The following is a 13,918-nucleotide window of genomic DNA, read 5'->3' as shown; positions in this document are numbered from 1 at the left end:
TTGCAAAAACCCGAACAAAGCGGGTTGCAAAAAGGCAGATATCCGGGTAACACAAGGCCATGGTCCTCTTCCATGCTCATGAACAGAAGACGGTCACACACCTGTCAGATAACTGCCTTCATAGTCAGGGCATTTACGGTGCCCCGGTAGAAACTTTCGAACCATATTATCGAGGATATACGAAAGGCATAATTGATTGCAGAATAATATGTTCTAATCATACTAATGGGAGCAGGCAAGGTCAACCCAATATCCGTTTGATTAAATTTTTCCATAATTGCCTCAGTTCCTTCAGATGCGTCTGATCAGTTTCTCCTTTATAGAGCATTCGTTCATACTGGGCAGTCAAACGACCCATTTCACCTGTCCCATAACGACGGTCGATCATATTTGCATACTCTCTCAGTGTCTGATCAGGCTTCCTTCTCCACCCCTTCGCTTCCAAAATTTTCATCACATGCAGATATGCATGCTGATACGCTTCCGCTCCTCCCCTATGACGAAAACGGAGCTCCAAAAGGTAGGTCTGCCACCGAAAACGGCTTCGGTAGAGAAGGAAAGCAAGAAGTCCAACTGCAGCGGCAGCAACTGGCCACTGCCAGCCCCAAGAGGAGCCACTCCCTTTATCAACATCACTCTCAGCCATCACCGTTGCTGCTTCTTCCTCTTCCAATTCCGGCTCCTCTACTTCCTGCTCATCTTCTGGGTTCTGTCGATCTTCCTGGTTTTCCTGAGCATCGATTTCACCCCAATCGGTATAGAGATCGATTGGATTGGAAAAGCCCTGGGTCGGTTCGAATGGCACCCAGCCAACTTCAGGGAAGTAGACTTCGACCCACGAATGGGCATTGGAATTCGTCACCTCATACACTTGATGCTCATCGCTCAACGAGCTGTTCTGACTACCGAGCATTTCCCCGCCGGTGAAGCCTTTGACCCATCTTGCTGGAATATCCAAGGAGCGCAGAAGCACTACCATCGAGGTGGAATAATTGTCACAGTATCCTGCTTTTGAATCGAACAAGAACTGGTCCACATAATCCTGTTCCTCCCCAGGTACGGGAACGTTGGAAGTTTGATACGTAAATCCATTAGCTTCGGTAAAGTGGTTTTCGACTGCTTTCGCCTGATCGTAGCGAGTCTCAAACGGCTTGGTGACTTCCCGGGCCAGTTCTCTCACCCGCTCTGGCATATCTTTTGGGAGCTGGGTATATCTCTCCACTATCTCTTCAGGGTCCTCAGTACCAGCTTCCCTCAGCTTGTTAATCTCAAATGACGGGTCCTCATAGGTAAGGGTGTACCCATCCAAATTCACCACTTCACCTTCCTTCTTTGTTTGGACAGCCTCCGTGCCATCGTCGAGTAAAAACTGGGCTTCCGGATGATCAACCTGTTCAATCCCGTATGGATAAACAAGCTTATCAATATCCGCGCTCTCCTGGAACACCAAGACCGCTGTCGCTTCCTCTGTCTCTACATTCTTTGAAAAAGTGTCGAGGGAGATATCCCCATTCGCCTGAAGTTGATAATTCCTCTCTCCTGAACTCTCCCAACCTTTCCCTGTATAAACGTCTTTTGTCTCGATTCTCCAATATTGGTCCTCTTCCGCTTCCACTCGGAAAACAGGCGCATAATCCTGGATAAAAGATCCTCCTAGACGGGAATCATCCTCTCCATAACCCACTTTTCGTACAACAGACCCGCTGTCATCCGAGCCCGCTCCTTCTGCTGCACTCTGGATAAACGGAACGGGGTCCGGCCATTGTGGTGCAGGCTTAGGAGCCACGAACCCTACAACTGATCCAAACAGGACAATAGCGATGAGTGGCAGAAGCCAAACAAGGGCATTACCTTGTCGCGATATCTTGACAGATCCGTTGTTCAACTCTCTCATGAAATGCGCCAATCCCAACGCAATGAAGGAAAGAACGAAGGAGCGGATAATGGAAAACTCTGCTTGGTAGCCAGTGAAGGTGTCCAGGACTGTAATATAAACGAGCGTCAGCAGAACAAACAAAAATACCCGTTTCATCACCACAAACCAATAATAAAGCAGGTAGCTCATCAGCCAGATCAGCATGAAAAACAATAACGTACGGAACATCGGCGTCAGCGCATACCACTGCTGAGATAACATGAGGTCCAAATTGATGAGAACATCGCGGGATAATTCCCCAAGCCAAGCAAGGTTCAGGACGGGCCCCTGAAAATAAAGCAGCTGCATTAGCAGCATGGTGCCTGCAGCTTTCATAGGAAGACTGACCCACCATTTCACTTGAAGCAAAGTGATGAGAAAGCTATACACGGCGAAAACTGCAAAAACCATAACACTTCCGGTGTCAGTCAGCTCACTGACCGGATACATCCATTCCAAAAAAAGAAATAAACCGCAAAGGTATAAAATAGAGGATAAAATGAATGATTGATATCCTGCTTGTACCGCACTTCTCATTTCCCTCTCACCTCCACCGGTGTTTGAACCAGTTCACTCTCTGTCATGGGGATTACTTCCATCCCCTCCATTTCCATTTGTGTCAATAGATCTCTTTCTTCCTCCGATATCCAAGTGGATGCCTGGACAAACAGCACCACCATATATTTCGATCGGGTTTTCATTGGCTGTATGGCCTCAAGCCATGCCCTGTCCACATGGGACGTGATCAGCAGAACCACATTCCCTTCTTTCACCCGGAATATCTCTTCCCGCAATTTCAGGACAAAGGGCCCGCTGCGGGATGGTTGGATTCTTGCAAGTTGACGCTGAGCAACAGCCATCTGTTCCTCGCCATGTCCTGGAATATAAACACTTTCTCCTCCAACGATAAGGAGACGCGTCCGAATCGACTGCCTGCGCATGGCACGAACAAGTGACGCGGCCAGTTCAACCGTCGCTTCGAAGGCCAAAGGATTCATTCCCTGATGCCAGCAGCTGTCCAGGACGAGCAATACATCCATTCCCTCTTCTTGTTCGAACTCCTTCGTCATGACTTCATTCTTGCGGGCTGTCTGTTTCCAATCAATGGAGGAAATTTTATCCCCTGGTGCATACTCCCGGGCCCCTACAGCAATATTGGTATGATGCCAAGTCCAGGAAGAGGCTTTTCCACCTTCATCCAAGCTGCTCCATGAACCCGTAAGACGTACGTCGTCCTGCGCCGGATAGACCAGCAATTGATCCTCCAATGGAATGAAGACTTCTTTCCTGGCCAAACCGAACAAATCACCGCAGCGGATGGTGACTCCTTCCAACTGATGGACTCCTCTGGGCAGCGCCTCCAACTGATAGGAAACCTCAATTCGTCGGCGGAAGGATGGGAACACGGCCCTTTTCACTTCCCTATCCATATTATAATGGCCTGGACGATCCATGTGCCTGTATTTACGCTTACCGTCGTCTTTCCTATGTAGCCCTTCCGAGAATACCTCCTCAAATACACAATAGAACAACGGGAAAGGTAAACCGCGCTCAACGGTGATGGTCACCGAGACATTCCCTCCTGCTTTCACTGCTTCTCTTTGCAGGTGACGCTTCACCTTCCAATGGCGCAGCGGATAAAACAATAAAGCCACCTGGTAAAGGAATATAGGCAGGAAACCGAAAAACAGGAACCAGCTGGTAAAGCCACCCTGAAACATGGCATAGGAAAATAAAGCAGCAAACAGGAGAAAAATAAACAGCAAATTCCCCATGAGTCTTATAATGCTGTTCATCAACGAAAACCTCTCCGTATTGGGATATGGGTATGCTTTACGATGGAATCGATCACTTGCTCATTTGTCGTACCACTGTATCTTGCCTCAGCAGTCAGGACGATCCTATGGGACAGGACGTACGGCGCTAGAAATTTTACATCGTCCGGGAGGACATAGTCCCTTGTCTGGATAAATGCATATGCTTTCGCCGCCCGCATCAGGGCAATCGATCCTCTAGGACTTACTCCCAACCGGATGGACGGAGTACTCCTTGTATTTGTAACCAGATTGATAATATAGTGCTGTACATTCCTATCAATATATACGTTCTTCACTTCTTCCTGTACAGCAACCAATTCGTCACGGGAAATTACCGGTTCTACACTCTCGATAGGGTGATTGGATGAGGTACGTTCCAACATTTCCAATTCATCCGCAAATGTCGGGTAACCCATTTTCAACTTGAATAGGAAACGATCCAGCTGAGCTTCCGGCAAAGGGTAAGTGCCCTCATATTCAATCGGGTTCTGAGTGGCCATTACAAAGAAGGGTTTGCTAAGTGGAATGGTCCGACCGTCTACCGTTATGTTCTTCTCTTCCATTGCTTCAAGCAGGGATGATTGCGTCTTCGGAGAGGTACGGTTGATTTCATCCGCGAGTACGACATTTCCCAAAATGGGTCCAGCACGGAATTCAAACTCAAGTTTTTTCGGGTTGTAGACGGATACACCGGTGACATCGGAAGGCAGGAGGTCGGGGGTGAACTGGATTCTCCGAAAATCACAGTCAAGTGAGGTTGCCAGCGCCCTGACAAGCATGGTTTTCCCCACACCTGGCACATCTTCAAGCAAAACATGCCCCTCCGCCAATAAGGCTGCTAAACTGAGTGCAGCTACGTCTTCTTTCCCTATCATCACTTTATTTATATTGCTCAAAACTTTTTCTACTTTTTCGTTATAGGCCATTGTATTCTGCATTTCATCTTCTGCCCCCTCCATCGATTATGGTACGTACGAGCATAATATAACTATACTAGAAAAGCATATGAAGTAAAAGAACCCGCGTACTAGACTAGTATTGTCAGGAAATGCGGTTTCTAAACCATCTACCACCCGGAATCAGACATAGTATTCTAGTAAAATGGTGCATAAAAAAATCGGAAGGGAATTGAAACATCCCTTCCGATTTCTTCATAATTTCTTCATAGTTCTTACTTGAAATTAAGAATTGTTGTTGTTATTCTTTTGTTGTTGGCGGCCACGAACATTTCCGCCTTTTTGACCGATATCTTCATAGAAATCTTGGCCATGTTCACGGGAAGTGGTCTCCCCACCTTTTTGACCAATCTCCTCGTAGAACTCCTGGTCATGATTTCTTGAAGTTGTTTCTCCGCCCTTTTGACCGATATCTTCATAGAATTCCTGGTCATGGTTGCGGGAAGTAGTTTCTCCACCTTTTTGGCCGATCTCTTCATAGAATTCCTGGTCGTGGTTGCGGGAAGTAGTTTCTCCGCCTTTTTGGCCAATCTCTTCATAGAATTCCTGATCATGGTTTTGTGCGGTAGTTTCGCCGCCTTTCTTACCGATCTCTTCATAGAATTCTTGATCGTGATTGCGGGCAGTTGTCTTGCCGCCTTTACGTCCTGCTTCCTCTAGAGACATATTGTTGTTATTGTTACGTCTATTGTTATTCTTTGCCATTCTTAACATCTCCTTTCGGTATAGTCAGTAAAGTTTCTTCACTAAGCCATTTCCACTTTCAGTTTTCATTGAAACATCTTGTTTTTTAATGCTTCAGTTATTTATTGTTACGGTTTTGACGGGCACGTTCCTTGCCGCCTTTTTCACCGATTTCTTCATAGAATTCCTGATCATGGTTGCGGGAAGTAGTTTCGCCGCCTTTCTTACCGATCTCTTCATAGAATTCCTGATCGTGGTTGCGGGCAGTTGTCTTGCCGCCTTTACGACCTGCTTCCTCTAGGGACATATTGTTATTATTGTTGCGTTTATTGTTATTTGCCATTCTTAACATCTCCTTTCAGTAATTTCGGCTTTCCGCCGTCTCATTAATGTGTTTTCCACATCGCTTTTGTTGTTAAACACCTAAATTTCTGCTAGAATTAAGAGTTATTGTTTTCACTTTGGCGAGCGCGTTCTTCGCCGCCCTTCTTACCAATTTCCTCGAAGAACTCCTGGTCATGGTTGCGGGCAGTTGTCTTGCCGCCTTTACGGCCTGCTTCTTCCAGAGACATCTTCTGGTTATTGTCGCGTTTATTGTTATTTGCCACTTTCAGTCATCTCCTCTCTAAATAGGATTAGGTATTCTCTCGCCTACATTAATTTATTTTCCACCTCAAATTATTCTTAAACATAGGGGACTCATATTGGTAGATTTGTAACTTGAATGAAATAAACATAAGGTGCGTGATCTTCCGATGATCCAGAACGAACTGATCTATCAGCCGTGCTGGTGATATGCGGATCCTCCTGCCGATTCATCCACTCTCCGGAGGAAATACCAGGCGTCCTGCTGATATTCACCTCCTCACGCTGATAAATCTGTCCTTCTGCCGATTTCCGGCCACTCCGGAGGATATCTCCGCTCTCCTGCCGATTTCCAGCCGCTCCGGAGGATATCCCAGGCGTCCTGCCGATAAATTCATTCTCCCGCTCTCCGTTGGATATATCCTCGCTCCTGCCGATTTCGCATTCCTCCATCTGCTGTACCGCCGTCCCCCAGCCAATCAAAAAAACGCCGGTTCCCCGGCGCTTTCAGCTTAATTATTGGTATATTTATCATTTAATTTATTCAGTACTTTTTCAGCTGCAGTATCTTTTTCCTGCTTTTGTTTATCTTCCAGTTCAAAGTCGATCCGATCTTCCTGTGGCAAACGGAAAAATGAATTCTTTTGTGGCTTCTCTTTCTTGGTGTCCATGCCTTCACCCCTTTCTCCCTTAAAAACGGGAGTTGATCTCCGCATTCACATAATTCTTGCGTTTCATCCATATAAAGCCGTCACCTTTTGTTATGACAGCAACATCTATCGGCGGTCCTACCGATTCCGTAGCCCGTGTCACCCGTCTTTTGAAGGAAGTCAAGTTGATCAAGGCTTCCGTCATTTCCGCAAGTTCTTCTTTCGGCAGGGATCTTACAACACCAAGCAGGGGTTCAATATAATTGTTCCGTTGGTATTCTTCCACCGCTTCCTCAATGGAGTCATATAATTCATTACCCAAATTCTTCAGTTCTGTAACCTGTTCTGCTGAAAAATTGATCCCCAAATGTTTTTGCACCTGTTCATCATAGCTTGTCAGGACCCGGTCAATGATTCCAAAAATGGCTTCTTCCATATTCGGCTCGATGCCGCCGATGAAGGAGTCAACCATTTCTCGTTGTGCAAAGGCGGTGATGGATGCAGTCCCGTCTGCTTCATCATTAGTATAGCTGATTTTCCGCTCCTTCAGCAGTTTATATTTCATCTGTCCGAAAACAAATCCTTCCAGACGGTAATTCAGCATATGGGGGAAAATCTCTTTTTCTCCATAACCACAGATTACCAAACCAGTGCTGCCCACACTGAAATAGTCCTTTTTCAGGGCTTGAAAAGCCAGCATATAAAGGTCTTCCTTCACTTCATCTGGAAGTTCGTAGGTGATGAGCTCTTCTTTAATTTCCCGGATGACAGAGCCGAATGCATCTTTGAAATGCTGATAGTCCAGCTCAACAAACTCTGTATCTTCTTCTCTGAATTCCTCTACCTTCCTTTTCACACAGCTTTCCAACCATTCTGTCACGTTCTCATCCTCTACTTCTTCCGCTTCACTAATATGGCCTTCCACTTCTCTGACCACTCGTTTAAGTACATCGGAAAATGTCCGGTAGACAATGATGCTTTCCACATCATTATTGGCAAAACGCTCATCCCTCCGCAGGAAATCCATCAAGTCACCTGCGTAATCGGTCAAATCATCAAATTTCTTATCTCCCAAGTAATCTCTGTACGACTTGATGATCACATCCCAAGGCACTTCCATGAAAGAAGCAGCACCATACACCATGATGCCGACAGGATGCTCCCTGGAGAGAGAGAATAACTTATTGGCTGAATTATACACTTTCTGTATCCCATCCCTGCCGCTGGTGATGGCGCTGTCTGCAGCAAGAGACATGCCCAACTTATTCATGATCACTACTTCCGCTGTCATACCGTACCTCCTTCCTTACCTATTTTATATGTATCCCTCACTATAAGAATTGAAACAACCAGCAGATAGAGGAGGATCTCCATAAAATAAAAAGAGACAGCACTTTCCTCACAAGGAGAAATGTGCTGTCTCTCATCTTATCTATTAATAATGGAGTGGCCCGTTCGGTCCCAATGGAATCCCGAACAGCATCCAGACGATCAGCATGATTGTCCAACCGACCAGGAAGTAGATGGAGTAAGGAAGCATGGTGGATATCAATGTTCCGATTCCCATCTTTTTATCGTATTTCTGCGCAAAAGCTATGATTATGGCAAAATATGTCATCAATGGCGAGATGATATTAGTGGTGGAGTCAGCCACACGATAAGCCATCTGGGTAAGTTCCGGCGAATAACCCAGCTGCATCATGATCGGAACAAACACCGGTGCCATCATCGCCCACTTGGCGGAAGCACTTCCGATGAAAATGTTGATGAAAGCAGTGATCAAGATAAACAACAGAAGCAATGGAATGCCTGTCAGGTTTACACTATTCAAGAACTCTGCGCCATAGACACCTAAAACCAGACCCATATTCGTCTCATTGAAATATGCAACAAACTGACCTGCCGTAAAGGCAAGAACAATGAACATTCCCATGGAGGCCATGGTCTCAGTCATCTGGGCTGCCACATCCTTATCATTGCGGATAGACTTTGTTATCAACCCATATACCAAACCAGGAATGAAGAAGAGTATGGTGATAATTGGCACAAGGGAACTCATGAATGGTGACTGTATAATCTGATCCATCGTATTCCCTTCCGTCCCACGCAGCGGAGCGTCCGGAGGGAGTATCAGCAGAGCCGTCAGGATTAGACCCACTGCTAGTGAAACACCAGCCCAGATAAGCCCCTTCCTTTCGATAGAAGTAAGTCCTTCCAGTTCCTCCTCTTTCTCTTCTCCTTGATAGGATCCAAGGCGCGGTTCAACGACACGTTCGGTTACCCAAGTTCCAATAAACGTAAGTACTAATACAGATGCTGAAATGAAGAACCAGTTCATCGCAATGTTCATCTGTTCGGCGTATGCCGGATCAATGATGGACGCTGCAGCAATAGTCAATTCACCAAGCATGACATCTGTACCGGATAACAAGAAGTTCGCACTGAATCCTGCCGAAACTCCGGCAAACGCGGCTGCCAGACCGGCGAGTGGATGCCTTCCCAATGCGGCAAAAATCAACGCACCAAGAGGCGGGAGGACAACATAGCCAGCATCAGAGGCTACACTGGACATGATACCTGCCAGCACCAGTCCAACCGTGATGAACCGGTTTGGTATGGACAAAACAAATCCGCGAAGCAATGCACTGATCAGACCTGTACGCTCAGCCACACCGATACCGAGCATGGTAACCAGTACCACACCGAGCGGTGCGAAGCCGATGAAATTATCGGTCATGCTTCCAAATATATATTCAAGTCCTTCTGCATTCAGAAGGTTCTTGATCTCCACCATCGTTCCTTCTTCTCCGGGATGTTCAACACTGATGCCCAATGGCTGGAGGGCAGCGGAGAGCAGAAGTACGAGGAAGGCCAGAATAGCGAACAACGTCACAGGATGCGGCAACTTGTTACCGACTACTTCTATACCATCCAAGGAACGCTGAAAAAAACCTTTATTACCTTTAGCCATTATTAATACCCCTTCCCTATAACCAAATCGATAATATTCTGAAAATGGCGTTTGTATTTTTGTGAGAATTTCATTATATACAGGTTAGAGGATAATTTAAATACTATAACTTAAAATAAAAATAATGAAATAGTTCGCAAGAGTTGGCCTTGGTCTAATACTGGCTATATTGTCTCTAATTGTGAATTAACTCCCGATTCTTTCTACTCAAAGGCATGGAGACATAAAGGGATTCCTTCCTGGATCCATCCATAATCCGCTCTGTTCCATCTGGAAGGCCAACTGCAGCAGAAGATCTTCCTTCCCTTTAGCTGCCATCATCTGCACTCCAAGGGGCAGCCTTTCTTCTGTAAGGTGAACGGGAATGGAAACAGCAGGCTGTCCAGTAAGGTTGGCAAGCTGGGTGAACGGTGTGTACGTCAAGCTTGGCAGGAACATATCGTAGATCAGTTGCTGTTGTTCTTCGGGACTGCATGCTGCTATCCCATCACGCAGTTCCTGCTGGTTCTTTTCACTGTAAGTGAGTTCTCCGACTTTAGGAGCCGCCCAGGCTGTAGCCGGTGTGATGTATAGATCATAGGTAGCGTGCATGGTTTCCATCTTGGCAGACGCCTCGTCCCACGCTGCCAGACTGGCAGAAAACTCTGCTGCTGACACATTCTTGCCTGCCTGATTCAACAGCCATGTCTCTATTTCCATGTCCTCTGACGTGAGTTCCCTGCCGATGGACTGTTCGAGTTTCCTCACAACAGAAGAAATTTCTCCACTGTTCATCAGATAGTAGTTTTTCATTAATTGAACACCATCTACCTCGTTCCGCTTTTCCTCGACGATGTGCCCCTGTTTTTCCAGCCAATAGATGGTATTATCGACAGCTTTTTCCGCTTCTCGGGAAACTGGCGTCCCGACTGGTGATTCCGTTGTATAGGCAATGCGCAGCCTGCGATCGAAGTCTTCCTTTATGGCCTGCTGGTAGCTGCCATCGAACATAGGTATATGGAAGGCCGCTTCGGGTTGGAATACCTGTAAGATATCCAACATGGCCGCACTGTCACGGACTGTCCTGGACAGAACGAAATCGATTGAAGCTCCCTGCCACTGTCTTCCTGTTCCTGGACCTACTGGGGTACGTCCCCGTGTCGGCTTCAGTCCGAATATCCCAGTGAAGGATGCTGGTATGCGGATAGATCCTCCACCGTCACTCGCGCCTGCCACCGGAACAATACCTGCTGCAACAGCTGCCGCTGAGCCACCGCTAGACCCTCCCGGTGAATAAGCGGTATTCCACGGATTTCTGGAGGGACCGGCCACAACTGGCTCCGTGATATTTTTCAAGCCGAACTCCGGTGTATTGGTATGACCCATAAATTGAAAACCCGCATGGCGCAGCTTGTCCACAAGATTGGAATCCTGCTGTGCGACCAACCCGCTAAGAAGCCTGGAACTGGAAGTCAGCGGCTCCCCCTTCATACTTTGTGAGATATTTTTCAGCAGAATCGGCACTCCGGCAAAAGGGGATGCCTCTACGTCAACATCCTCCGCTTCCTCCAACGCCTTTTCCTTCCGTGAATGAATGACCGCATTCAATTCCGGGTTTGCTTCTTCCATCAGCCGGTAGCTTGTTTCCAAAAGTTCCCTCGGAGATATCTCCTTCTGCTTCAGCAATTCCGTCAGATCTATTGCATCCAGTTTTCGATAGGTTCTATGATCCATTTTATCCGCTCCTCTGCCGCGTATTTACCAAAAGTGTAACATCCAGACAGCGGAGGAGCATCACTTCTACTTCTGCTGTTGCTGCCGTTTCCAGCTTTGATCCCTTATTTTATGCAATATACCGTGATGTTATCTACACTTTAAGGAATAAATTAGGCAGAATTATACGCAGCAAATCAATTTTCATATGCATCTTTTCCAGTACAAAACTTGTAAGGTCAGTCCTTGTATAAATTCTTAATTTTACCGATAAACTATAGACGTACCTATAAAAAAATAATGGAATTGATACGACTATGAATACAATTGCCATGAAACGAAGCAGGAAATTGGAAGCAGTTCTCTGGAGTGTCGCCCTGCCGGGATTCGCTCAATTATTGAATCGGAAATATGTGAAAGGGATTCTGCTTATCGCATTGGAATTCATCATCAACGTGATGGGAAATTTCAATCGGATCATTGTGCTAAGTTTCCACGGACACACCCAAGAAGCAGTGGAACAGACGGACTATATGTGGCTGATGTTCTATCCCTGCCTTTATTTCTTCGCCATCTGGGATGCATACAGGGATGCAGGTGGAAATGAAAGGCCTTTTGCCTATCTTCCTTTGGTTTTTTCCGCCTACTTTGTCACATTAGGCTTGATCCTTTCTCCAAACTTCACTTTATTTGGATACCTCATCGGTCCCATGTGGCTACCCATGCTATTTCTGCCGATCGGGCTTGGCATCGGTGCCGTTATCAGGTGGTTCACCCTCAAAAAGCAAGGGGAAGGCAGTTGACCTTCCCCCTTCCTGGCATGGAACACAGCAGAACGTCACCCCGTAAACCTATGAAACAAAGACAACACTCAACATGAGTAAGGAACAACCCGATATTTTCCAAGCCAGCGGAATGCTGGCTTTTTATATGCCTTTTCCCTTCATTCTGAAAGCAGCTCAACTGGTAAACGCTAGACATGTTAAGCAGGATAAATAAATGGTTATACGTGAAACATAAGAAGAAAAAGCGTAAGATATGGTTGGACTGATTTTGAAAAGGAAGTGACATATATGTCTGCGGACCTAAAGGCAGCCATCCGTCTGGAAAATGTAAGTTATTCAGTAGATGGGCTTGATATCTTGAAAAATATTACGGGTTTTTTTGAAGAAGGAAGAATAACTACATTAGTAGGACCTTCCGGGGCCGGTAAAACAACTCTTTTCCGGCTTTGCAATGGACTGAGATCTCCTTCTTCCGGTGATATATATATCGGTGGACAGCATATAACCGAGTATGAACCAACGTCCCTTCGTCGTCAGGTAGGAATTGCCTTGCAAAATGCTGCTATGGTACGTGGCAGTGTGAGAAAAAACTTGGCTTTGCCGCTGGAACTTCAAACAAAAGAACTTCCGGAAAAAGATGCGGAAGAATTGATGGAAACAGTAGGTCTTGATAAGAGCTTTCTGGACAGGAAAACCAAAGACTTATCCGGCGGACAGCGTCAGAAGCTGTCCATTGCCCGTACGTTAGTCAACAATCCGAAGATTCTTTTACTGGATGAAATCACCTCTTCCTTAGATCGGGTTTCCCAACAGGATATTGAAGAACTGATCCAGCGAATCAATCAGAAATACAACACGACGATTATCTGGATCACCCATAACCTGACACAGGCTCTGAACGTGGGAGACAACACTTGGGTGATGATGGAGGGCGAAGTAGTGGAAACAGGAGAAAGCAGCCTGCTGAACCATCCGGAAAATGAAAGAGTAAAGCATTTCGTCAAGGGGGAAGTGGAATGAACTTTGTAACGTTGACACTCACCTTAATATTTGTCGCCATCCCCTTGATCCTCTCGAAAACATTTAAGCTGGGCCTTGAGAAAGACACTATCATTGCGACAGTACGGTCGATTATCCAGCTGCTGGCAGTAGGATATATTTTGCAATTTGTATTTGACGCAGAACATATGATTTATATTGTTTTGATGGTACTGCTCATGATCGGAGCAGCTACGCAGAATGCCCGTAAAAAAGGAGCGTCCATCAAAGGGATCACCTGGAAATTAATTGTCACCTTCCTATTTGTTGAAGTGCTGACACAGGGCATTCTCCTTGGGTTGGATATCACACCTCCGACTGCGCAATATATCATCCCGATCAGCGGAATGGTCATCGGCAATTCCATGGTGCTTGGCATCCTGTTCCTGAACCGTTTCACTTCCGAAATGGAATCTCGGCAGGAAGAGACAGAACTGATCCTGTCACTTGGCGGTACACCTAAACAAGCCGTCCACAGCCAGTTGATCACTTCCATCCAGGCTAGTACCATCCCAACGATTGAAAGCCAGAAGACGATTGGGCTGGTACAGCTGCCAGGTATGATGAGCGGTCAAATCATCGCTGGGGCTGACCCCGTGCAAGCAGTCATGTTCCAATTGCTCATCCTGTTCCTGCTTCTGACAACAGCAGTAGTGACCAGCATCATGCTCGGTTATTTATCCTATCCAACTCTGTTCAATCAACGGATGCAGTTCCTGGATGACCACTTGAAAAGCTAGCAGAACATAAGAGGGGCGTTCCTGCCGGTATCAGCAGAACGCCCCTTTATATTGGTTGTTTTCTTATTTATCTGAGCCGTATATA

Annotated in this window: 13 protein-coding genes, 1 pseudogene and 1 riboswitch; of the genes and pseudogenes, 3 read left to right on the top strand and 11 right to left on the bottom strand. The window is 46.3% G+C overall.

Features of this window, described 5'->3' with window-relative positions:
- Positions 1–101 precede the first annotated feature (101 nt).
- Positions 102–203: riboswitch (purine riboswitch) on the bottom strand.
- A gap of 38 nt (positions 204–241) precedes the next feature.
- From ACFOGI_RS04115 to ACFOGI_RS04065, 11 genes and pseudogenes are all read right to left on the bottom strand, one after another.
- Positions 242–2,452, bottom strand: a complete 2,211-nt coding sequence (locus ACFOGI_RS04115) for a transglutaminase TgpA family protein (protein ID WP_390268839.1) — start codon at positions 2,450–2,452, stop codon at positions 242–244.
- On the bottom strand, positions 2,449–3,711 hold the full coding sequence (locus ACFOGI_RS04110; protein ID WP_390268836.1) for a DUF58 domain-containing protein: 1,263 nt from the start codon (positions 3,709–3,711) through the stop codon (positions 2,449–2,451). Before ACFOGI_RS04110 ends, ACFOGI_RS04115 begins: the two co-directional genes overlap by 4 nt.
- The gene (locus tag ACFOGI_RS04105; RefSeq protein WP_390268833.1) at positions 3,711–4,670 is read right to left on the bottom strand and encodes an AAA family ATPase; all 960 of its coding nucleotides are present in this window, start codon (positions 4,668–4,670) and stop codon (positions 3,711–3,713) included. Before ACFOGI_RS04105 ends, ACFOGI_RS04110 begins: the two co-directional genes overlap by 1 nt.
- 243 nt (positions 4,671–4,913) lie before the next feature.
- Positions 4,914–5,393, bottom strand: a complete 480-nt coding sequence (locus ACFOGI_RS04100) for a hypothetical protein (RefSeq protein ID WP_390268831.1) — start codon at positions 5,391–5,393, stop codon at positions 4,914–4,916.
- Positions 5,394–5,490: 97 nt separating this feature from the next.
- A complete protein-coding gene (locus ACFOGI_RS04095) occupies positions 5,491–5,715 on the bottom strand; it encodes a KGG domain-containing protein (protein WP_390268828.1) in 225 nt (74 codons plus the stop codon).
- Between the two features lie 133 nt (positions 5,716–5,848).
- Positions 5,849–5,944: pseudogene (locus ACFOGI_RS16785) on the bottom strand (glucose starvation-inducible protein B); the annotation flags it as partial.
- A 127-nt stretch (positions 5,945–6,071) separates the two neighbouring features.
- Positions 6,072–6,410: a hypothetical protein gene (locus ACFOGI_RS04085; protein ID WP_390268823.1), complete on the bottom strand. Its 339-nt coding sequence runs from the start codon at positions 6,408–6,410 to the stop codon at positions 6,072–6,074.
- A gap of 59 nt (positions 6,411–6,469) precedes the next feature.
- Positions 6,470–6,628: a hypothetical protein gene (locus ACFOGI_RS04080; RefSeq protein ID WP_390268820.1), complete on the bottom strand. Its 159-nt coding sequence runs from the start codon at positions 6,626–6,628 to the stop codon at positions 6,470–6,472.
- A 19-nt stretch (positions 6,629–6,647) separates the two neighbouring features.
- Complete coding sequence (locus tag ACFOGI_RS04075; RefSeq protein WP_390268817.1) at positions 6,648–7,898, bottom strand: hypothetical protein; 1,251 nt, start codon at positions 7,896–7,898, stop codon at positions 6,648–6,650.
- A gap of 144 nt (positions 7,899–8,042) precedes the next feature.
- Positions 8,043–9,578: an AbgT family transporter gene (locus ACFOGI_RS04070; RefSeq protein WP_390268814.1), complete on the bottom strand. Its 1,536-nt coding sequence runs from the start codon at positions 9,576–9,578 to the stop codon at positions 8,043–8,045.
- Positions 9,579–9,785: 207 nt separating this feature from the next.
- Positions 9,786–11,291: an amidase gene (locus ACFOGI_RS04065; RefSeq protein ID WP_390268811.1), complete on the bottom strand. Its 1,506-nt coding sequence runs from the start codon at positions 11,289–11,291 to the stop codon at positions 9,786–9,788.
- A gap of 296 nt (positions 11,292–11,587) precedes the next feature.
- Between ACFOGI_RS04065 and ACFOGI_RS04060 the strand changes: the two genes are divergently transcribed.
- From ACFOGI_RS04060 to ACFOGI_RS04050, 3 genes are all read left to right on the top strand, one after another.
- Entirely contained in the window at positions 11,588–12,073 is a 486-nt protein-coding gene (locus ACFOGI_RS04060; protein WP_390268808.1) for a hypothetical protein, read from the top strand.
- Between the two features lie 270 nt (positions 12,074–12,343).
- Complete coding sequence (locus ACFOGI_RS04055) at positions 12,344–13,075, top strand: ABC transporter ATP-binding protein (RefSeq protein WP_390268805.1); 732 nt, start codon at positions 12,344–12,346, stop codon at positions 13,073–13,075.
- Complete coding sequence (locus ACFOGI_RS04050; RefSeq protein ID WP_390268802.1) at positions 13,072–13,833, top strand: ABC transporter permease; 762 nt, start codon at positions 13,072–13,074, stop codon at positions 13,831–13,833. The genes ACFOGI_RS04055 and ACFOGI_RS04050 overlap by 4 nt, the downstream gene beginning before the upstream one ends.
- Positions 13,834–13,918: the final 85 nt, after the last annotated feature.

It is taken from the genome of Virgibacillus xinjiangensis, assembly GCF_042643145.1.
Lineage (GTDB): Bacteria > Bacillota > Bacilli > Bacillales > Amphibacillaceae > Virgibacillus_O > Virgibacillus_O xinjiangensis.
This window is presented reverse-complemented; position numbering and strand designations above follow the sequence as displayed.